This window comes from Mesorhizobium sp. B2-5-4, assembly GCF_006441095.1.
GTDB lineage: Bacteria > Pseudomonadota > Alphaproteobacteria > Rhizobiales > Rhizobiaceae > Mesorhizobium > Mesorhizobium salmacidum.
On record NZ_VFUR01000015.1, the window covers coordinates 39,804 to 60,495 of the forward strand.

Sequence of the window (20,692 nt, forward strand, 5' to 3'; positions counted from 1 at the left end):
CGGACGCGCCATGAACAGTCTGATCGGCCAATTCGACATTTCAGACGACCGCATCAAGCAGATCGTCGCCGACACCATCAAGGGTGCGGACGACGGCGAGCTTTTCCTCGAATACAGCGAAAGCGAAGCGCTGATGTTCGACAACGGCCGGCTCAAGACCGCCAATTTCAACACCGACCAGGGCTTTGGCCTGCGTGCGGTCGCGGGCGAAGCCAGCGGGTACGCCCATTCCAGCGACCTGTCCGAGGCATCGCTGCTGCGCGCGGCCGAAGCCGTGTCGACCGTCAAGGGTGGCTATTCCGGTACGCTTGCCGCAGCCCCCGCCCGCACCAACCGCCATCTCTATGGCGACGAGAACCCGATCCCCTCGCCTTCCTTCGAGGCCAAGGGGAAGCTGCTGCAGGAAATCGACGCTTGGCTGCGCGCCGAGGATCCACGCGTGCGCCAGGTGACGGCCTCGATCGCCGCATCCTGGCAGCATGTCGAGCTAGTGCGCGCCGACGGCCAGATGGTACGCGATATCAGGCCGCTGGTCCGCGTCAACGTCTCGGTCGTCGTCGGCGACGGCGACCGCCAGGAGAGCGGCTCCTATGGCATGGGTGGACGCAAGGCGTTCGGCGACTTCCTCGTCGAGGATAGCTGGAAGCACGCCGCCAGGGAGGCGCTCCGGCAGGCGCTGGTCAATTTGGAGGCGATCCCGGCACCGGCCGGCACTTTCGACATCGTACTTTCCAGCGGCTGGCCGGGCGTGATGCTGCACGAAGCTGTCGGGCACGGACTGGAAGGCGACTTCAACCGCAAGAAGACCTCGGCCTTCGCCGGCCTGATGGGGCAGCAGGTGGCCGCCAAGGGCGTCACCGTCGTTGACGACGGCACCATCCCCGAACGGCGCGGCTCGCTCACCGTCGACGACGAAGGCACGCCTTCGGCCCGCAACGTTTTGATCGAGGACGGCAAGCTGGTCGGCTACATGCAGGATCGGCAGAACGCGCGGCTGATGGGCATGAAAGCCACCGGCAATGGCCGGCGTGAAGGCTATGCGCACCAGCCGATGCCGCGCATGACCAACACCTACATGACCTCAGGCGACATGGAGCCGGACGAGATCATCGCTTCCGTCAAGAACGGCATCTATGCCGTCTCCTTCGGCGGCGGCCAGGTCGACATCACGTCGGGCAAATTCGTGTTCGGCTGCACCGAGGCCTACATGATCGAGAACGGCAAGGTGACGCAGCCGATCAAGGGCGCCATGCTGATCGGCAACGGGCCTGACGCCATGCACCGCGTCACGATGGTCGGCAACGACATGAAGCTCGACAATGGCATTGGCATGTGCGGCAAGGCCGGCCAGGGCGTACCCGTCGGCGTCGGCCAGCCGCATCTGAGGATGAACCGGATGACAGTCGGCGGCACGAGGGTCTGAGGCGTCGGGGCGTTCTGGAATCATCGCCCGCCAACGATATTTTCCGGGCGTGCAGCCTTCGTGTCCAAATCAGGGAACGCGCCAGAGGACGTCCATCTGAAACCGATGCCGGCCTTTGCTCCGACGCGGCCGCAGGACGTGTTTGGAATCCTGCAGCACGCCGGCGGGCCAAAAACATTGGAGGATATGGACCCGGGTGTACGTGCCGAAGCGCAGCAGGGCCATGCTCGCGATTGATGCTTACCTACGGCGCAGCAACCTCTGCCTTATGCGAAACACAATCGTGTTAGGATATTATTAATTGTTCAATTGCCCGAATTGGCGTTTGCGCATTAGCTTGTCGCAAGTCTTCTCGTTGTGGTGGTGTTGGCAGTGCTGCGTTTCCCTCACGTCCTGACCTCTTCCTTCCTCTTTGGCTTCGTTTCGTTGGTTGGTGTTTCGTCGCTCTGTGTCAGTCCGGCGGCGGCGCAGTCGACATGGTTCAAGCGAACATCGACGCAACCTGCGGCCGGTGCAAACTCAGTCGCGGTCGGGGGACGCACCAGCGTTCCGTATGGCTGGGTCGATTTCTGCCATCGCCGGCCGAAAGAGTGCAAGGTGCCGGCCCTGCCCGCCACGAGCGTCAGGCTGACAGCGCAGAACCTGAGCATCCTCAAACGGATAAACCAAAAGGCGAACCGCTCCATCAAGCCCGTCAGCAACTACGATCACTGGGGTACGACGATGGACCACTGGGACTATCCGGTGGACGGCAAGGGCGACTGCAAGATCTACGCGCTCTACAAGCGCAAGCTTCTTCGGGAGGCGGGATTTCCCCGGCAGGCGCTGCTGATGACGGTGGTGCGCGACCTGAACAATGAGGGTCACACCATCCTGACGGTGAAGACCGACAAGGGCGATCTCATCCTAGACAATATGGTCGACGAAATCCGTCCCTGGAATGCAACCGGCTATTATTTCCTGAAACGCCAATCGCAACAGAACCCGAACATCTGGGTTTCGCTCAACCAGCGAGGCGGCACGCCAAAAACCTGACGGATGCCGCCAAGCTCGTAGTTTGAGCGGCCGGAGCGAACCGCCTTTGACAGGCTGACGCGCCACAAACCAGAGATCCCCTCTCGCAAGGTCATGGGCGGGATGTGCGCCCCGCGAACGGGAAGGTGACCGGCCGCGACAGCTTACTGGTTGCAGGCCGGTTCGCCCTGCTGTCCGCAAGACGGCTTCTTCTTGAGCTGCTGTGGCGGCTGCTCCTGCGGGAGACGCCGCTCTTGCATCTGCTGTCTCGGCTGCGCGCGGAATTCCGGCTTCGGCTCCGATCTCTGCGGCCGGAGCACCTGCTCGTTAGGCCTTTCCGGTCTCAACTGACGCTGCGCATTCTCGTTCGGGCTGATCCTGAGGTTGCGCTGGACGTTAACCTCCGGGCCGGCAGCGCCCTGTTCGCTGTTCTGCAGCCGGCGCAACGTCCTGCCCCTGTCGTTCCTGCTGGCGGAGCCCTGATTCTCGTCGGAGAACACGGCCGGATTGTTCCTCCTGAACCGTTTCTGCACGCCCGATCCGTCGGTTGGCTCACCGTTGACGGTCGGCAGTCTGCGGAACTTCCTGCTCTTGTCGTTTCCGCTGGCCGGGCCTTGATCCTGGTTGGAGAACACCTCCGGATTGTTCTTCCTGAGCCGCTCCTGCTCGCCAGGCCGATTTTCGGCCGGCGCACCGTTGACGGTCGGCACCTTGCGCAACTTCCTGCCCTTGTCCTTTCCACTGGCCAGGCCCTGATCGTTCGATTCGACAGCGGACTGGCCGGCGGACAAGTCCCTGCGCGTCAGCTTTTTCGGTTTGCCGGTGTTCTGGTCGGAGAAGGCGTTCGGATTGTTTTTCCTGAACCTCTCCTCGGCACTCGGCCCGTTCTCGGCCGGAGCACCGTTGACGGTCGGCAGCTTGCGGAACTTCTTGCCCTTCTGCTGAGCCGTGCCCTGCTCTCCGGCAACAGCAGCACCGGCATTTCCGGTCGCCTCTTGGTTCCCGCCCACGATGCCTTGCTTGCCAAGCTGCTGCCTGGACCTGTTGCTGGGCAAATTCTCACCGTTCAGCGCCGGCTTACCGTTGACGAGCGGCAGCTTTTTACCGTTGGCTCCTGGCAGGGCGTGGTCGGTTTCAAGCTTGCCGGTCGACAAGTCCTTCGACAGCGGAGTCGCGGCACCAGGCTGCTGGCCCTGTATCACACGCTGGCCAGGCTTCTGCGGCAAGCCACCCTGTTGCTGACTGGACGGGGCCTGACCGGACATGGCCGCTCTCTTTTTCAGCAGCGGCGGCAGCGCGACCCTGGCCTCCAGTGCAGCCGAGCCGGCCCCAACCGTGCCTCCGGCCGTGTTCTGGCCTGTAGCGAGGCCACCCTGAGCATTGTGATTGATGGTCTCGTTTTTGATCGTGGTGTTGATGTTGTTGATGACGGTCGTGTTGTGGATGTTGTTGAAGATGATGTCGTTCGGCGGCGGCACGATGTGACGCGGCGGGTTGATGAACGCAGGTATCGGCACGAACACCGGCGTTGGCAGGACGAAGACGTCTACCGGCGGCGGCGGCGCCACCAGCACCACGAAATCCGGCGGCGGCGGCGGCAGGAAGATCACCGCGATCGGCGGCGGCGGTTCGAAGTCGAAATCGGGATCGTCGAAATAGAGCACCGGCCTGTCGACGTAGACGATTTCCTCCTCCGGCGGCGGCGGCAAATCATACTCATAGACGGTGAATTCCTCCGGCGGCTCCAGGGCCGCATCGAAATGTTCGAGCCGCCGGCGCGCGTCCCAAGCATGCGGACCATGCGGATAGCGCCGCAGATAAGACCAATAGGCTTCCGGCGTGTCCTGCAGCCAGGTCTCGCGCCACGTCATCGCCTCGCGCCGCGCGGCGATGATGGCGCGCACGCGCTTGGCCATCGGATCGTGTGGATAAGCGCCGAGGAAATCCTCGTAGCCGCGCATCGTGTCGCGGTCGAGAGCCGCGACATAGGCGTCATGAGCGTTGAAGTCGCGGATCGCCCTGGTCCGATTGGACCGGGATTCGGCCTCCGAAACCTTGGGTGCGGGCGCGTCCGCGGCACGGTCGAAGAAGACGAACGGCGTGGTGATTTTCGAGACGTTCCACGGCACTTCCGCACCTTGCGTCACCTCGTTGACGCGCAGTCGTGTGCGGTCGAACACGTCGTCAAGCGACAATCCGCCCTCGCGTATCATCTCGGCCAGCGCCTGGGCATAAGCGCCGTAGGGGCCTTTGCCTTCGGGCGCGACCGTTCCGGGAGCGGCGTTGAAGGCAATCAGCATGTTCGGATCGGGATCGACCAACGCAAGGCCGCCGGCCAGCGGCTCTTTCCACTTCTGGAAGGGATTTGGCCGTGCCGCATCGAGCACGACGATGTTGACCTTCGTCGGCAATCCGGCCAGCGACTTGGTGACATCGGAGAGCCGCATCGCCTGAAGCGGCACGTCGGCTGGACTGGCAATCTGGGCATCGATCGGCAAGTAGTAATTCTCGCCTTCGAACTGCACGCCGTGGCCGGCGAGATAGACGAAGACAATCGCGTCGGGACCGGCGGCGGAGACCTTGCCGAGGAAATCACGCAATGCGCCGCGCAGCGATTCCTGATCGACATCGCGCGCGCCCACCACATCGAACCCCGCCGCCTGCAAGGTCTGCGCGATCAGGCCCGCATCATTGGCGGCGGTGGCGAGCTCGCCGGACTGATACGCGCCATTGCCGATGACGAACCCCAGGCGCTTTTCACCTTGCGCGAGGGCTCCGGTCGCGGAGCTGACCGCGAAAAAGATAAGAACGACGATGAGGCCGATGAATTTCTGAAGCGCCTGCATGTCCGCTATCGCCATCGATTCATATTAGTAACGACGAATAGGCCGAAATGTTTCCCAAAGATGCGAAATTAGGAGCCCGCACAAAGGCGGCATTAGGGCGCAATTCCGTCGAAAGAACAGAGGCTTCAGAAATTTCGTGCGAACCGGCGGTCGTGAACTACCGCCGCCGCTTCGGCTTCCCCAGCAGCGCGACCGCTTCGACATGGGGCGACCACAGGAACTGGTCGATCGGCGTCACGCTTTTCAAGGTGTAGCCGCCGTCGATGAGGATGCGCAGGTCGCGAGCCAGCGTTACCGGGTTGCAGGACACCGCGGCAATGAATGGAACATCCGAGCGGGCGATCTGCTTCGACTGGTCCTCGGCACCGGCGCGCGGCGGATCGAAGACCAAGCCGTCGAAGGCGTTCAACTCCTTGAACGTCAGTGGCCGGCGAAACAGGTCGCGACGCTCGCCCGTCACCCGCTTGATGCCTGTCGCGAAGCGGGATCCCCGGTCGAGCGCCGAAAGTGCGGCCGCATCGCCTTCGACCGCGTGCACTTCCGACGTCGCGGCCAACCGCAAGGCGAAGCTGCCGCAACCGGCAAAAAGGTCGGCGACCCTTTTTGCACGCTTCAGATGTCCGCCGACGATCTCGGCCATGGTCCGTTCGGCTGCCTCGGTCGCCTGCAGGAAGGCGCCCGGCGGTAGCGCCACCGCGACGCTGCCGAACATGACGACCGGCTTCCTTGGCTCAATGACGATCTCGTCATCGATGGACAGTCTGGCAAAGCCCTGTGCAATGACAAAATTGGCGGCGATACGGCGCTGGTGTTCGCCTAACTTGCCGGAATCATGCACCGCGATGTCGAGGCCGGAACCCGTAACGGTGACCGCCATCCGGAACGATTTGGTGGTGGCGCATATCAATTCGGCCAGCGCCCTCAGCTGGCCGAGTGCCGCGACGATCTCGGGCAGTGAGATCGGGCATTCGGATATGGAGATGATCTCCGGCGACAGATGGCGATTGAAGCCGAGCAACATGCCTGTTTCGGTGCGCCGGGCGGCAAGCACCACACGTCGGCGCGACTGCGGTGCGGAGGCGACCAACTCTCCGATTTCGCACTCGATGCCCTTGCCCTTCAATGCGTGCACCACCTTTTCACGCTTCCACTGTCGGTAGGCTTCGGCTTCCAGATGCTGGAGGGCACAACCGCCGCATTCGGTGAAGTGGCGGCAGGCGGGTTCGATGCGCAGCGGCGAGGCTTCCAGCACCGACATCAGCGCCGCACGATCCCTTTCGCGCGCGGCGGTGACGGTCTCGCCCGGCAGCGTGAAGGGAATGAACAGATCGCCGCTTTCGGTTTCGGCGATACCGTCGCCCTGCGATCCGAGCTTTCGTATTGTGAAGCGTGCGCTCATCGGTCCTTGGCTCCACCGAGCAGGAATTCGCGATTGCCGTCGCCACCTTCGATCGGCGACAGATGCATGCCGAGCGAACGCCAGCCGGGAACGGCATCCAGCCAATCCTGCAGCAGGCCCGCGACACGGGCGGCATCGAAGGGATCCTTCAACAGACCCCCTTTGCCGATCGCCTCGCGGCCCGCCTCGAATTGCGGTTTGACCAGAAAGACCGCGCCGGCACCGGACTTGGCAAGAGCAAGCGCCGGCGGCAGCGCAAGTTTCAGCGAGATGAAACTGACGTCGGAAACGATGAAATCCGGACTGCGACCGGCAAGATCGGCAGCCGTGAGATCGCGTGCGTTCAGGCCTTCGATCACGGTTACGCGCGGATCAGCGCCGACATCAGGATGCATCTGGCCGTGCCCGACATCGATTGCCGTGACATGGCGGGCGCCGCGTTCGAGCAACACCTGGGTGAACCCGCCTGTCGAGGCGCCGATGTCGAGGGCTTCGCGGCCAGCGGGGTCGAGGCCGAAATGGTCCAGTCCGCCGATAAGTTTGAGCGCCGCGCGCGAGACATAGCCTTGCGCCGGATCATCGATGACAACAAGGCATTGCGGCGAAACGTTCTTACCGGGCTTGCGGGCAATGGCGCCGTCAACTGTCACCGTGCCGCGCTCGACCGCGTCGCGGGCACGCGAGCGGCTGGCGAACAGCCCGCGCTGGACGAGCAGGTCGTCGAGCCGCTGGCGTGTGCTGGCTGGCAGAGGCGAATTCATCGGCCTTCTCTGACGAAAGCCTGCGGTGAAGGCAAGAACATTACACCGAACAAGGTGACGTCGTGCGAGAGCGGCTGGTGCGGCGAGCCAAGCCGCGGCTTGCGCGCATCGCATTGGGTCCGGCAGAATATTAGTCGAGGAGGACCACTGTTGTCGCGACACGGAGGACGAATGCTGATGGGAACCTGCCACTGTGGCGCGGCCCACTGGACCCTGGAAGGCGATCCCGGCCCGGTGACGGCCTGCAACTGCACGCTTTGCCGCCGCTATGGCGCGCTCTGGGCCTATGATTATGTCAACGAACGTATTCGCGTTTCAGGGCGGACGGCCAGCTATACGCGCGCCGGAAAGGACACGCCGTCACTTGAAATCCTGTTCTGCCCGATATGCGCCTGTGTGCTGGCATGGCGCGGCTTGCGCGCCAGCGATTCTGGCCGAATACGGATCGCAGTCAATGTGCGGCTGGCACCACCCGAAGCCGTCGCCGACTTGCCGATCGACCATTTCGATGGCCTCGACACTTACGACGATCTGCCCCGCGATGGCCGCTGTGTGCGCGACATGTGGTTTTAAAAGATGGTCCGTAAAACCTGGCGCTCGACAGCGGGAGACAGACCATCGTCCCGGTTCCCCGGCGCCTGTTCACGTGGATGTTCGGTCACAACAGCGGACGGAGGTGCGGGGTCCGGCAGCGCCACAAGCTGCGGCACCTGCTTGTAGGAAAAGCCGCCGCGAATATCGCCAATCTTGCCGGCAACAATGCCTAGCGCCGCCTTTTCAAGATTGCGGTCATAGGGTGTTTCGGCCGCGGCCGGCAAGACCATCACGGCCAAGAATGCCGCGCCGCACAGAACCGTCTTCATTGTTGTTGTCTCCCTGCCTGACGCCGGTCTAGCAGGGTGCCGTTGAAAAACGGCCAAGGGACACAGTAAGCGAAACGCCAAACGGCAGCGTTAACAACGCGTTACAAGATAAAGCCGGCAAACTGATCCAAGCTGTTCAGGTTTTGATTCAGGCGCGCTGGGCGCGGACCGTATGGCCGAGGGCCGTGAAAACAGTGCGCACGATCCCGGCGGCGTCGAGGCCGGCGTCGGCATACATCTTCTCCGGCTTGGCGTGGTCGGTGAAGGCGTCCGGCAGTACCAGCGGGCGTACCTTCAGGCCATTTTCCAGCAGTCCTTCATGGGCAAGGAACTGCAGTACATGGCTGGCGAAGCCTCCAATAGCGCCCTCCTCCACCGTCACCAGCACCTCATGCGAGCGGGCCAGCCGGCGGATCAAATCCTGGTCGAGCGGCTTGGCGAAGCGGGCGTCGGCAACGGTGGTGGAAAGCCCGGCCGCGCCGAGTTCCTCGGCGGCGATGAGGCAATCCTGCAAGCGCGTGCCGAAGGACAGCAGGGCAACCTTGCTGCCTTCCCGGACGATGCGGCCTTTGCCGATCTCGAGAACCGAGCCGCGCTCGGGCATGTCGACGCCGACCCCGTTGCCGCGCGGATAGCGGAAGGCGATCGGCCCATCGTCATAGCTGGCGGCGGTGCGCACCATGTGGCGCAACTCCGCTTCGTCGGCGGCAGCCATCACGACAAAGCCGGGCAGGCTTGCCAGGAAGGTGGTGTCGAACGCGCCGCAATGGGTGGCGCCATCGGCGCCGACAAAGCCGGCGCGATCGATGGGGAAACGCACCGGTATTTTCTGGATCGCGACGTCATGGACGACCTGATCGTAGGCGCGCTGCAGGAACGTCGAATAGATCGCCGCGAACGGCTTGTAGCCTTCCGTCGCCAGGCCGGCGGCGAAGGTCACCGCATGCTGCTCGGCGATGCCGACATCGAAGGTCCTCGACGGGAACACCTCGCCGAACAGATCGAGGCCGGTGCCGCTCGGCATGGCGGCGGTGACGGCGACGATGCGATCGTCCTCGCGGCCCTCCTGGATCAGGCTTTCGGCGAACACCTTGGTGTAGGCCGGCGCGTTGGCTGGCGCCTTGGCCTGCGCGCCGGTGATGACGTCGAATTTATTGACGCCGTGGTATTTGTCGGCGGCCGCTTCCGCCGGCGCATAACCCTTGCCCTTCTGGGTGACGACATGGATCAGCACCGGACCCTTGCCGTTGTCGCGGACATTTTTCAGGACCGGGATCAGATGCTCCAGATTGTGACCGTCGATCGGGCCGATGTGATAGAAGCCGAGTTCCTCGAACAAAGTGCCGCCGGTGACATAGCCGCGCGCATGCTCGACCGCGCGGGTGATGGCTCGATCGGCCCGCTTGCCGAGATAGGAGGTCAGTTTCTTGCCAAAGTCGCGCAAGCCGATATAGGCCTTGCCGGAAGCCAGGCGCGCCAGATAGGCGCTCATGGCGCCGGTCGGCGGCGCAATCGACATGTCGTTGTCGTTGAGGATGACGATGAGGCGGGCATCGAGCGCGCCCGCATTGTTCATCGCCTCATAGGCCATGCCGGCCGACATTGCGCCATCGCCGATGACTGAAATGACATTGTTGCGGCCGCCTGAAAGGTCGCGGGCGGCGGCCATGCCGAGACCAGCCGATATGGACGTCGAGGAGTGGGCGGCGCCGAACGGGTCATACTCGCTCTCGGCTCGGCGGGTGAAGCCCGACAGGCCGCCTTCCTGGCGCAAGGTGCGGATGCGGTCCCGGCGTCCAGTCAGGATCTTGTGCGGATAGGCCTGATGGCCGACATCCCAGATCAGCCGGTCATCGGGTGTGTTGAAGACATAATGCAGCGCCACCGTCAGTTCGACCACGCCAAGGCCGGCACCAAGGTGGCCGCCGGTGTGGGAGACAGCATCGACCAGTTCGGCGCGTAGCTCGGACGCCAGTTGCGGCAATTCGCTCTCGGCCAGCGTGCGCAGGTCGGCCGGGACGCGAACCTTGTCGAGAAGCGGCGTATGCGGCGTTGCGTTCACGTTGGGCCCAGACTCTCTTTTCATCGGCGGGATAGGCCGCCGGCCGGCGAAAGTAAATGCGTGTCGGTGACGCGGACGGTCAGCCCCTCACCGCTCCGCTCAGCCTTCCGGCAGCGGAATGAACTCTTTCTCATCGCCAGGAACGATATCGAAGCGGCCGGTCTTCCATTCCTGCTTGGCCTGCTCGATGCGCTCCTTCGACGAAGAGACGAAATTCCACCAGATGTAGCGCTTCGAACCGAGCGAGGCGCCGCCGAACAGCATGAAATGCGCACCGGTTTGCGACGATATGACGATCTCGTCGCCGGGCCGGAACACCAGCAGCCGTTCGGCCGGAAAGACGTCGCCCGAAATCGAGACTTCGCCCTCCAGCGTGTAGATGGCGCGCTCTTCCGCATCGGCCGGGATTTTGACGCTGGCACCGGGCCCCAGCCGCAAATCGGCGTAGAGCGTGTCGGAATCTGCCCGCACCGGGGACCGCAATCCTTGGAAGTCACCGATGACGACGCGGCCGCTGACGCCTTCGGCATCGATCTCTGGAAGCCGCAGCGCCGCTGTGTTCTCGAACACCGGTGCAACCTCTTCCTTGCCGTCCGGCAGAGCCAGCCAGGTCTGCAGGCCGGAGATCGACATCGGCGCGCCGCGCAATTCCTGCGGCGTGCGCTCGGAGTGGACGATGCCGCGGCCCGCAGTCATCAGGTTCACGTCGCCGGGCTCGATCACCATTTCGGTGCCGAGCGAATCGCGATGCCTGATCTTGCCATCGAACAGATAGGTCACGGTCGACAGGCCGATATGCGGGTGGGGACGGACATCGAGCGCCTGGCCGGTGCGCATGATCGCGGGGCCCATGCGATCGAAGAAAATGAACGGCCCGACCAGCCTTCTCTTGGCGGTCGGCAAGGCGCGGCGCACCTCGAAGCCGCCAATATCCTTGGCGTTGGGGATGACCATCAGTTCGATCTGGTCGCTGGCGAAGGCATCGCCGGCCTCAGGGTCTTTCCCCGGGAAGAAGCTCATGAACTCTCCTGGTCAGCGCTCGGTGGCCGCTTTGGACATGTCAGGCGAACCGGATCGCCGCCTTTGCTCTCAGTTTGGCTGCCACCTCTTCGCGATTGCGCGGATGCTGGTGGGTTTCGAGGGAATCAAGCAATTCGCGTGCGGATGCCGCGATGGCTTCGACCGCATAATCGAACGCATGCTGGTTCTGTTTCGACGGTCGCGTCGTTCCGCTGAGCTTGCGGACAAACTGGAGTGCCGCGTCGCGGACTTCGTCATTGGTTGCCGGCGGATCAAAATTGAACAGGGTCTTGATGTTTCTGCACATCGCTTCCGTATCTCCTCTTGTCCGTTTCAATCGGGACGAGTTGTATCCTCAATCATGATCGTGTTCAAAGTCGGTAAGCCTGCTCCGGACCTCAGTCCGCGTCGAGCGGCTCGGTTCCAACCGGCTTGCCGTCGCGCGACAGCCTGATCTTCTCGACCTTGTCCTCGGCGGCCTTCAGTAACCGGTCGCAATGCACCTTCAGCGCCTCGCCGCGTTCGTAGATCCGGATCGACTGGTCGAGCGGCACGTCGCCACGCTCCAGATCATCGACGATCTTCTCCAGCGCGTCGAGTGCCTGCTCGAAGCTCATCGCCTTGATGTCTTCGTTGATCTCACTAGTCATCATTCATCCTTTCATCAGTCGCCCGACATGGGCGCCGACCGAAAATGCCAATCCCTGCAGATCGTAGCCGCCCTCGAGCACGCTGACGAGCCGGTTGCCGCTATGGCGTGCGGCGCGCTGCATCAGTTGGCCGGTCGCCCAGTCGAAATCGTCCTCGGTAAGATTGATCTCCGCCAGCGGGTCGCGATGGTGCGCGTCGAAGCCGGCCGAAATGATGATCAGGTCGGGCGCGAAATTGTCGAGTGCCGGCAGCACGCGCGACAGGAAAGCATCGCGAAACACCTCGCTGCCGGTCTGCGGCGCCAGCGGCGCGTTGACGATGTTGCCGGCGCCGGTCTCGTTCTTCGCGCCGGTGCCGGGATAGAGCGGCATCTGGTGCGTCGAGCAATAGAGCACCGAGGGATCGTCCCAAAAAATATCCTGCGTGCCGTTGCCATGGTGCACGTCCCAATCGACGACGGCGACACGCTCCGCGCCATGCTTCTTCTGCGCATAGCGGGCAGCGATAGCCGCAGTGTTGAAGAAGCAGAAGCCCATGGCCGTGTTCTTTTCAGCATGATGGCCAGGCGGCCGGGCGGCGACGAAGACATTGTCGGCGCGGCCCGCAAAGACGTCGTCGACGGCGGCATTGGCGGCGCCGATCGCGGTGATCACCGCCTGCCAGCTCTTCGGGCTGGCGGTGGTGTCGGCGTCGATGCGGGCGAGGCCTTCAGCGGGAATGGCGGCGCGCACGCGCGCGACGAAATCGGCGGGATGCGCATAGAGGATGGTAGCCTCGTCGCCTTGCGGTGCCTCGGCGCGGTCAAGCGCGGCAAAAGCTTCGTCGTCGAGCACGCGCTCGATGGCGCGCAAGCGGTCGGGCCGCTCGGGGTGACCTGGCGGGGTGATGTGTTCGAGGAAGATCGGGTGCGTGTAGAGACGAGTGGCCATGTCCCCTATCTAGTGCCCCGGCGCCGTGATGGCCATGCGTTGCGGCTTGATCGCTGGGGAAAATCACGGCTGCGTCCATTCATGTCGCTGCGGGCATTGGCGTCGCCGGCGCTTCGGCGTAAGGTCGCCGCCACTGCCTGGTGCCCGCCGGTCTGTTTGTTTTAGCCGCATTCTGCGACGCCAAGTGATTCCACTTGGCTGCAAATGCTCTGGCGGGAGAATCGGGAACACGGTTTGATACCGTGGCGTGCCCAACGCTGTGAGGGGGACCGCGCCGGTAAGTGCCACTGTCGATGACGGGAAGGCACCGGACGCGGGTTGATCCCGAGCCAGAAGACCGGCCTGGCAGGCATCGTCATCCGCATGGTCAGGCGGATGGCATCAGAACGACGTGCGCCCTCCTGGACGCACAAAGTACGCTCTGAGAATTTGAACTGCTGCAATCGCAAGGGGACAAGCGATGCCGGAAGCTATGACCGCTCCAACGGCCAATGGATTTGATCAGATCGCGCGCGACGCGGTTTACCGCGCCATGTTCACGCGGCGCGACGTCCGCAGCCATTTTACATCGGAAGCGATCGACGACGAGGTGCTGGCGCGGCTGCTGCTTGCTGCCCATCACGCGCCATCGGTCGGCTTCATGCAGCCTTGGAATTTCATCGTCATTCGCGATGCCGCGCGACGGGCGAAGGTGCGCGACCTGTTCCTTGCCGCGCGCGAACAGGAACTGCCGGCAATCGAGGCGGACCGGCGGGCGCTCTACCGCAAGCTCAAGCTCGAAGGCATTTGCGAAAGCGCGCTCAACATCTGTATCACCTGCGACCACGAGCGCTCGAAAGGCTCGCCGCTGGGACGTTGGCACAATCCGGAAATGGATCTCTACAGTACGGTCTGCGCGGTACAGAATTTCTGGCTGGCGGCCCGCGCCGAGGGCGTTGGCGTCGGCTGGGTCAGCATCATCGAGGCGCAAGCGCTAAAAAGCCTGCTGTCCATCCCCGACCACGTGACGCCGATCGCCTATCTCTGCGTCGGCCGTGTCTCGGAGTTTGCGCCGAAACCGGACCTCGAAACGCATGGCTGGGGCCGACGGCTGCCGCTGCCCGAACTGATCATGAGCGAGACTTTTTGCGGCCAGGGTGAAGCCTCGCTCAAATCTACGGTGGCCCGCCTCAACACCGTCGCCGCTGCGCCGGCAAACCCCGCCGATCAGCGCGTCGCGCCGGCCGTGCCCCAGCGCGAACCGTCGAAGGTGGAGAGCGCCTTGCGCTTGAGTTCCCGGAACTTCGACGAGGCATCGGCCAGCCGTGCGTCCCAGGCGGCATCGGGCACCTGGCCCTCGATGGTCTTGAAATAGACCTGCATCAGGCAGGCAATAGCGAAAGGTTCGATGAACGCCGCCTTGAAGGCCCAGGCAAAGACAATGGCCAGAACGAAGGCCCAGCCGGCGAGCTGTCCGGGCATGACGTCAAGAATGGCGGCCGCCGGAGCCAGCATCAGCAGGAAGATGACGAAGGAGACCCCCCACATGATCAACGCCAGCCAGACTGCGTTCTTGACCATGATCTTGCCGTTCTGGGCGTAGAGCACGACGCCTTGCCGTGCGGTCTCGAAGGGTGAGGACGAATTGATGCGGATGTTGTAGCCGAGAATGATCTCGTCGACATAGGTCAGCGACAGGCGGATCACCGTGTTGAGGAATGAGACCAGGCCGCTCAGGCCCGGAATGGGCAGGAAAGCCGCAATGCCGCCCAGCAGGCCGGTGATGGCACGGATGGCGCCCTTGACCAGCTGGTCGACGACGAAAAGGATGTTCGCTTCGGCAAAACGCTCGGTCACAACCTCTTTCGCGTAGGCGATCTGGTTCTGGCCGTCGGGTATGTCATGGCCGTCGATCAGATGCACCATGACGGCGATATGGCCTGCCTTGACGACGTAGAGGATGTATTCGCGGATCCAGTAGACGGCGATCGAGACGAGGCCGAAGCCAACAATCCCGCCCCACATGGCAAAGGACAGCGGTCCGTCGGGATCGGTGGAGATATGGCCGACGCCATAGCCGACGGAGGCGCCCGTGCCGGTGGCCATGATATAGGCCAGCGTGATGCCGAAATAGACGATCATGCGAAAGACGATGAAAGGCCAGGTCCGCATCATGATGGACACCGACCTGCCGATATCGAAATCCCACATGCCCCGAATCCCCCAGAGGTGGCTGTGGAGGATGCGCCCAAACCGTCTATTGTCAATTGCAGGCGGTGGCGGGAGCGCCACGGTGGCTCAGTTTGGCCGCGCTTCCGGCTTTTCGAGCAGGCCTTCGAGCAATTGCTTGAACGCTGCCACCACCTTCCTCGACGTCGCTTCGGGATCGTTCGAGTTGGCGATCCGCTGTGCGGCCTGGCTGCTCGCCCCGTTGATCAGCCGCGCCGCGGTCTCGGGATCGAGGCCCGGCACGACCACCCCCTCCTCTTGCAGCGCGGTCAGATGATCGGTCATTGAACCGACGCAGGCATTGGCATTCGACCACTGTGCCGGATCGCCCAGCACGGCCGGACCGTCCCGGAACATGATGCGCTGGATTTCCGGCTCCAGCGCCATTTCGATGTAGGTCGTGCATTCGTCGACGAAATGCTGCCAGCGGGTCGGCGCCCTCGACGCGACCTCATTCACCCGCGCGGCCATTTCCGCATCGATTTGCGCGATAACCGCCTGCAGCAGTCCCTTCTTATCGCCGAAATGATGATAGAGGGCGCCGCGCGTCAGTCCGGCCGATGCGGTGAAATCGTCCATCGACGCTTCGGCATAACCGATGGTGCCAAAGGCTTGGCGCGCCGCGGCGATCAGCTTGGCACGCGTCTCGGCGATCATCTCTCTGCGGGGTCGGTGCATGCTCTGGCCTTATCTACATACGCTCCGTATGCCAATTGACATACGCGACGTATGGTCTATTTAACACTTATACGTCTCGTATGTAATTGTCGAATCGCCCCTTGTCGAGGAACAGGATCATGCAAAACCCCTACTCGGAAATCTTTCGCGCTCCTGGCGCCAGGGGCTTTGCCGCCGCCGGCTTCATGGCGCGCCTGCCGATCGCCATGGCGCCGATCGGCATCGTGGCGATGCTGTCGCAGACGCGTGGCGAATACTGGCTGGCGGGTGCGGTTTCGGCGACATTCGCCTTGGCCAATGCTTTCCTGGCGCCGCAAATATCGAGGTTGGTCGACCGCCTCGGCCAGACGCGGGTTGTCGTCCCCGCCACCATCATCTCCGTGCTCGCATTCGCGGCCCTGATCGCATCGGCCAACCAGGACTGGCCGATATGGACGCTATTCGTGTCGGCATTGCTGGCCGCGGCGATGCCAAGCATGCCGGCCATGATACGCGCGCGCTGGACCGAGCTTTTCCGGGGCCGGCCCGAGATGAACACCGCCTTCGCCTTCGAGTCGGCGGCCGACGAACTGGTCTACATCGCCGGCGCATCGCTGTCGGTTGGTCTCAGCGCCGCGCTGTTCCCGGAAGCGGGCGTGCTCGTCAGCACGCTGTTCCTGGCCCTGGGCTCGATAGCCTTCATCCTGCAGCGTTCGACCGAACCGCAGGTGCGACCGGTGGACCATGGCTCAACCGGCTCGGCTATCCGCCTGGGGCCGGTTCAAATCATCACCTTCGCCATGATCTTCATCGGCGCGACTTTCGCGACGACGGAGGTGAGCACGGTGGCGATCACCAAGGAACTCGGCCAGCCAGGCGCCGCAAGTCTCGTCATCGGCGTCTATGCGCTGGGCTCCTTCGTGCTCGGCATCATCATCGGCGCGCTCAACCTGAAAGCACCGCTGCAGCGCCAGCTCGCCATCGCGATCGCGTTGGTCGCGCTCGGCACACTGCTGCCGCTTACCGCCAGCACCGTGCCCGTGCTCGCGCTGACTGTCTTCATCAGCGGCGTGGCGATCTCGCCGACCTTCATCACCGCCTTCGGCCTGATCGAACGGCATGTGCCTGAGACGATGCTGACCGAAGGCATCACCTGGGTGACCACCGGCATCGGCATCGGCATGGCGCTCGGTTCGTTCGCTGCCGGCGCCGTGGTGGATGCGTTCGGCGCCCAGAACGGGTTCTGGGTTTCGGTGGCATCAGGCGTTATCGCACTGGTCACGGTGCTGCTCGGCCAGCGCAGCCTCGCCACCCATGAATGCGAGTTGGAAGGATGCGAGGCGGCAATCCCGGCCGAGTGACAGCCAGGATTTCTTGAGCTCAGATAATCTCGGTCTTGGCGATGTGGATGCCAAACCCTTCGAGACCGACATAATGGCGTTCGCGCGAGGCGATCAGGTTGATGGAGGAAATGCCGAGATCCTTCAGGATCTGCGCACCAAGGCCGATCTCGCGCCATTCGCTCTCGCGCCGGCGCGCCTCTTCATGGTCCTCGCGATCGCCCGGCGCCGGCCGGTTGCGCTCCTGGTGGGCGACGCCGACCGAGCCCTCGCGCAGATAGACGATGACACCGCGCTTGCGCTCGCCCATCGCCTTCATGATGCCGTCGAGGCGGTGGCTGGTGCCGAACACATCGGTTACGACGTCCTCCGAATGCAGTCGCACCGGGACGTCCTCGCCGTCGCGGATATCGCCGAAGACGATGGCGACGTGATGCATCGTGTCCCAGGGCAGCGTGTAGGTGAAGACCTGCGCCTTGCCACCCAGCGTCTCGATGTCGGAACAGGCGACGCGCTCGACCAGCGTTTCCTTGCGCTGCCGGTAAGCGATGAGGTCGGCGACCGATATCTGCTTGAGACCGTGCTCCTCGGCGAAGGCCGCGACCTGCGGGCCGCGCTTGACGGTGCCGTCATCATTGACCAGTTCCGAGATCACGCCGATCGGCGGCAGGCCGGCGAGCCTGCAGAGGTCGACCGCGGCCTCGGTGTGACCCGAGCGCATCAACACGCCGCCTTCGCGCGCGATGAGCGGAAAGATGTGGCCGGGGCGGACGAAATCGGAGGCGCCGACATTGCCGTTGGCAAGATTGCGAACGGTCAGCGTGCGGTCGTCGGCTGAAATGCCTGTCGTGGTGCCATGCTTGAAGTCGACGCTGACGGTGAAGGCGGTCGTGTGGGCCGAATCATTGTCGGCCACCATCGGCGCGAGGTTCAGCCGCTTGGCCTCCTCGCGCGGCATCGGCGTACAGACGATGCCCGACGTGTTGCGCACGATGAAGGCCATCTTCTCCGGCGTGCAGTGGACGGCGGCGACGATCAGGTCGCCCTCGTTCTCACGCCCGTCATCGTCCATGACGACGACGATCTCGCCGCGTTCGAAGGCCCGAATTGCTTCGACGATTTTCTTCTGGTCGTAAGGCATAAAGCGCTCGTTTCACTCGCAGGGAGTAGGGGAATAGGGTAGTGCGGGATTAGGGAAAAGGAAAATTTGGCCGTTTTGGCGTGGCAGCCAAGCTTAGTCCCCTAGTCCCTATCCCCTTCCTGTCTGTCCTCGGTGCCGCAGATAGTGGTCGGCGATGGCGCAGGCAACCATGGCCTCGCCGATCGGCACGGCGCGGATGCCGACGCAAGGGTCGTGGCGACCCTTGGTCATCACCTCCACGTCGTTGCCGTCCTTGTCGATCGATTTGCGCGGCGTCAGGATCGACGACGTCGGCTTCACGGCAAAGCGCGCGACGATCGCCTGGCCGGTGGAGATGCCGCCGAGGATGCCGCCGGCATTATTAGACAGGAACACCGGCTCGCCGTCATTGCCCATGCGCATCTCGTCGGCATTCTGCTCACCGGTGATGCGGGCGGCCTCGAAGCCGTTGCCGATCTCGACGCCCTTGACGGCGTTGATCGACATCAGGCCGGAGGCAATGTCCTGGTCGAGCTTGGCGTAGATCGGCGCGCCGAGGCCGGGAGGCACGCCGTCAGCGACGATCTCGATCACCGCGCCGACCGAGGAGCCGGCCTTGCGAATGGCGTCGAGATATTGCGTGAAAACAGGAACGGAAGCGGGATCGGGGGTGAAGAACGGATTTTCCGCGTCGCCGATGAAATTCCAGTTCCAGTTGGCTCGGTCGATCGACTTTTCGCCCATCGACACCAACGCGCCGCGCACGACCATGCCCGGCACCACCTTGCGGGCGAGCGCGCCGGCGGCGACCCTGGCCACGGTCTCGCGTGCGGAAGAGCGGCCGCCACCGCGATAGTCCCGTACCCCGTATTTGGCCTCGTAGGTGTAGTCGGCATGGCCCGGCCGGAACTGGCGGGCGATCTCACCATAGTCCTTCGAGCGCTGATCGACATTCTCGATCAGCATCGAGACTGGCGTACCGGTAGTGATCATCGTCGCGCCGTCCTCGTCGAGGACGAAGCCTGAGAGGATCTTCACCTCGTCCGGCTCGCGGCGTTGGGTGACGAAGCGCGATTGGCCGGGTCGGCGCTTGTCGAGTTCGGCCTGGATTTCATCGCGCGTGAAACGGATACCCGGCGGACAGCCATCGACCACGCAGCCGAGCGCCGCGCCATGGCTCTCGCCCCAGGTGGTGACGCGGAAAAGATGGCCAAACGTGTTGTGAGACATGGAAAGTGCCCTGCCCGGCATCGAAACCGGCTGAAGCCAGCCTTCTATTGGCGTTTTCCACAGTGGTCAAACTGTGATCTGGCGGATTTAGTTTTGACACATTCGGTTGGTTTCTGCTCTGCTCCATTCGCCGTTGAGGATCCGCCGCCACCCAGGCCGGCGCAATGACCAAAGAGGACGATGATGCGTACCCTGATTGGCGCTGTTGCCGCCACGCTGCTGCTTTCCACCGCCGCCTTTGCCGGCCAGACCGAAGGCCTGATCAAGAAGGTCGACAAGGACGCATTGACGCTGACGCTTGATGACGGCAAATCCTACAAGCTGAACGCCGAGACCGATCTCGACGCGCTGAAGCCAGGCATGGACATCGTCATCGCTTACGATGTGACCGATGGCGAAAACGTCGTCACCGACATGCAGTTGCCGGGAGACAGCGACACGAACTAAAGCGCGTCGCGTCGAAACGGATTCATGCGACACGCTTTAGGTCTTGTTTTTGTGCATGTCGTCTTCCCAAAAACCGAGGTCACTTTGGGCGACATGCGTTAGGAATTGGCCTTTACCAGGCGTCCTAAAGCCATTCCAGGCTGTTGCCTTCGAGTTTGAGCACGCGATCGTGCGGTATCTCCAGGTTCGCGGCCTCGTCCTCGGGCCTATCAAGCACGAAGCGAAACAGGGCGCGCATGACACCGCCATGCGTGACACAGATCGTCTTGCGGTCGATCTCGTCGAACCATGGCTTCACCCGCTCAAGCAGCATCTGGTAGTTCTCGGCACCTTCGCCCGGCGGCTGAAAATTCCATTTATCGCGAGCACGCGTCCTGCTTGCCCCGGGAGACCGCGTATCGAGCTCGGCAAAGGTAAAGCCCTGCCAATCGCCGAAATTGACTTCAATGAGCCTGATATCGGTTCGATAGGCGAGCGGATCGAGCTTCATGGCGGCGCGGATGCGCTCCATTGTCTCGCGCGTCCGCCTCATTGGGCTGGCGACGAAGTCGAACTCGTTGGGATCGCCGACGAGTTCGGCCAGCCGATGGCCGTTTCTGGTCGCCTGCTCGCGGCCGAGAGCATTGAGATCGGTGTCGGCCTGGCCCTGAAGCCGGAACTCGGCGTTCCACGCGGTCTGGCCGTGGCGCGCGATATAAACCAGCGGGTACATCAGCTCTTCC

At 63.2% G+C, this 20,692-nt stretch carries 19 protein-coding genes, 2 pseudogenes and 1 riboswitch; of the genes and pseudogenes, 7 read left to right on the forward strand and 14 right to left on the reverse strand.

Annotated features, from left to right (window positions below; translation table 11 throughout):
• The first annotated feature begins 10 nt into the window (after positions 1–10).
• The 3 genes and pseudogenes from tldD (at position 11) to FJ492_RS19280 (ending at position 2,458) form a co-directional block, all read left to right on the forward strand.
• Positions 11–1,423, forward strand: coding sequence for a metalloprotease TldD (tldD, locus tag FJ492_RS19275; protein ID WP_140771592.1), 1,413 nt, complete (start codon positions 11–13; stop codon positions 1,421–1,423).
• A gap of 81 nt (positions 1,424–1,504) precedes the next feature.
• Positions 1,505–1,660: pseudogene (locus FJ492_RS29255) on the forward strand (AbrB family transcriptional regulator); the annotation flags it as partial.
• A gap of 135 nt (positions 1,661–1,795) precedes the next feature.
• Positions 1,796–2,458: a transglutaminase-like cysteine peptidase gene (locus FJ492_RS19280; RefSeq protein ID WP_181166697.1), complete on the forward strand. Its 663-nt coding sequence runs from the start codon at positions 1,796–1,798 to the stop codon at positions 2,456–2,458.
• Positions 2,459–2,601: 143 nt separating this feature from the next.
• Here the strand turns inward: FJ492_RS19280 and FJ492_RS19285 are convergent, their stop codons facing one another.
• The 3 genes from FJ492_RS19285 to FJ492_RS19295 form a co-directional block, all read right to left on the reverse strand.
• Positions 2,602–5,283 (reverse strand): caspase domain-containing protein, encoded by a 2,682-nt coding sequence (locus FJ492_RS19285; protein WP_140771594.1) that lies wholly within the window; start codon positions 5,281–5,283, stop codon positions 2,602–2,604.
• 157 nt (positions 5,284–5,440) lie between these two features.
• Positions 5,441–6,682 (reverse strand): class I SAM-dependent RNA methyltransferase, encoded by a 1,242-nt coding sequence (locus FJ492_RS19290; RefSeq protein ID WP_140771596.1) that lies wholly within the window; start codon positions 6,680–6,682, stop codon positions 5,441–5,443.
• Positions 6,679–7,443, reverse strand: a complete 765-nt coding sequence (locus tag FJ492_RS19295) for a TlyA family RNA methyltransferase (RefSeq protein ID WP_140771598.1) — start codon at positions 7,441–7,443, stop codon at positions 6,679–6,681. Before FJ492_RS19295 ends, FJ492_RS19290 begins: the two co-directional genes overlap by 4 nt.
• A gap of 171 nt (positions 7,444–7,614) precedes the next feature.
• Here FJ492_RS19295 and FJ492_RS19300 point away from each other — a divergent pair, with 171 nt between their 5' ends.
• Positions 7,615–8,016, forward strand: coding sequence for a GFA family protein (locus FJ492_RS19300; protein ID WP_140716845.1), 402 nt, complete (start codon positions 7,615–7,617; stop codon positions 8,014–8,016).
• Here FJ492_RS19300 and FJ492_RS28795 read toward each other — a convergent pair.
• The 6 genes from FJ492_RS28795 to FJ492_RS19330 form a co-directional block, all read right to left on the reverse strand.
• Positions 8,013–8,306, reverse strand: a complete 294-nt coding sequence (locus FJ492_RS28795; protein WP_181166692.1) for a hypothetical protein — start codon at positions 8,304–8,306, stop codon at positions 8,013–8,015. The genes FJ492_RS19300 and FJ492_RS28795 overlap by 4 nt on opposite strands.
• Positions 8,307–8,454: 148 nt before the next feature.
• Positions 8,455–10,392 carry a 1-deoxy-D-xylulose-5-phosphate synthase gene (gene dxs / locus FJ492_RS19310; RefSeq protein WP_181166693.1) on the reverse strand — a complete coding sequence of 646 codons (1,938 nt, stop codon included), beginning with the start codon at positions 10,390–10,392 and terminating at the stop codon, positions 8,455–8,457.
• A 75-nt stretch (positions 10,393–10,467) separates the two neighbouring features.
• On the reverse strand, positions 10,468–11,388 hold the full coding sequence (locus FJ492_RS19315; RefSeq protein WP_140507812.1) for a pirin family protein: 921 nt from the start codon (positions 11,386–11,388) through the stop codon (positions 10,468–10,470).
• Between the two features lie 40 nt (positions 11,389–11,428).
• On the reverse strand, positions 11,429–11,695 hold the full coding sequence (locus tag FJ492_RS19320; protein ID WP_140771602.1) for a DUF2277 domain-containing protein: 267 nt from the start codon (positions 11,693–11,695) through the stop codon (positions 11,429–11,431).
• A 91-nt stretch (positions 11,696–11,786) separates the two neighbouring features.
• Complete coding sequence (locus FJ492_RS19325; protein WP_140771604.1) at positions 11,787–12,038, reverse strand: exodeoxyribonuclease VII small subunit; 252 nt, start codon at positions 12,036–12,038, stop codon at positions 11,787–11,789.
• A 3-nt stretch (positions 12,039–12,041) separates the two neighbouring features.
• Positions 12,042–12,968 (reverse strand): histone deacetylase family protein, encoded by a 927-nt coding sequence (locus FJ492_RS19330; RefSeq protein WP_140507816.1) that lies wholly within the window; start codon positions 12,966–12,968, stop codon positions 12,042–12,044.
• A 178-nt stretch (positions 12,969–13,146) separates the two neighbouring features.
• Positions 13,147–13,329, forward strand: a riboswitch (cobalamin riboswitch).
• A 171-nt stretch (positions 13,330–13,500) separates the two neighbouring features.
• Here FJ492_RS19330 and bluB point away from each other — a divergent pair.
• Positions 13,501–14,010: pseudogene (bluB, locus tag FJ492_RS29260) on the forward strand (5,6-dimethylbenzimidazole synthase); the annotation flags it as partial.
• Between the two features lie 164 nt (positions 14,011–14,174).
• Here the strand turns inward: bluB and FJ492_RS19340 are convergent.
• Both FJ492_RS19340 and FJ492_RS19345 read right to left on the reverse strand, forming a co-directional pair.
• Positions 14,175–15,158, reverse strand: coding sequence for a hypothetical protein (locus FJ492_RS19340; RefSeq protein ID WP_246676072.1), 984 nt, complete (start codon positions 15,156–15,158; stop codon positions 14,175–14,177).
• An 87-nt stretch (positions 15,159–15,245) separates the two neighbouring features.
• Positions 15,246–15,854: a TetR/AcrR family transcriptional regulator gene (locus FJ492_RS19345; protein WP_140771608.1), complete on the reverse strand. Its 609-nt coding sequence runs from the start codon at positions 15,852–15,854 to the stop codon at positions 15,246–15,248.
• Between the two features lie 119 nt (positions 15,855–15,973).
• On the opposite strand from FJ492_RS19345, the gene FJ492_RS19350 reads away from it, so the two are divergent.
• Positions 15,974–17,194 carry an MFS transporter gene (locus FJ492_RS19350; RefSeq protein ID WP_140771610.1) on the forward strand — a complete coding sequence of 407 codons (1,221 nt, stop codon included), beginning with the start codon at positions 15,974–15,976 and terminating at the stop codon, positions 17,192–17,194.
• Positions 17,195–17,213: 19 nt separating this feature from the next.
• Here FJ492_RS19350 and ribB read toward each other — a convergent pair whose 3' ends face one another.
• Both ribB and aroC read right to left on the reverse strand, forming a co-directional pair.
• A complete protein-coding gene (ribB, locus tag FJ492_RS19355; protein ID WP_140771612.1) occupies positions 17,214–18,314 on the reverse strand; it encodes a 3,4-dihydroxy-2-butanone-4-phosphate synthase in 1,101 nt (366 codons plus the stop codon).
• A 108-nt stretch (positions 18,315–18,422) separates the two neighbouring features.
• Positions 18,423–19,523 carry a chorismate synthase gene (aroC, locus tag FJ492_RS19360; RefSeq protein ID WP_140507825.1) on the reverse strand — a complete coding sequence of 367 codons (1,101 nt, stop codon included), beginning with the start codon at positions 19,521–19,523 and terminating at the stop codon, positions 18,423–18,425.
• 183 nt (positions 19,524–19,706) lie between these two features.
• Between aroC and FJ492_RS19365 the strand changes: the two genes are divergently transcribed.
• Complete coding sequence (locus FJ492_RS19365) at positions 19,707–19,970, forward strand: DUF1344 domain-containing protein (RefSeq protein ID WP_023783490.1); 264 nt, start codon at positions 19,707–19,709, stop codon at positions 19,968–19,970.
• Between the two features lie 124 nt (positions 19,971–20,094).
• Here FJ492_RS19365 and FJ492_RS19370 read toward each other — a convergent pair whose 3' ends face one another.
• Positions 20,095–20,682 carry a histidine phosphatase family protein gene (locus tag FJ492_RS19370; protein WP_140771614.1) on the reverse strand — a complete coding sequence of 196 codons (588 nt, stop codon included), beginning with the start codon at positions 20,680–20,682 and terminating at the stop codon, positions 20,095–20,097.
• Between the last annotated feature and the right edge of the window lie 10 nt (positions 20,683–20,692).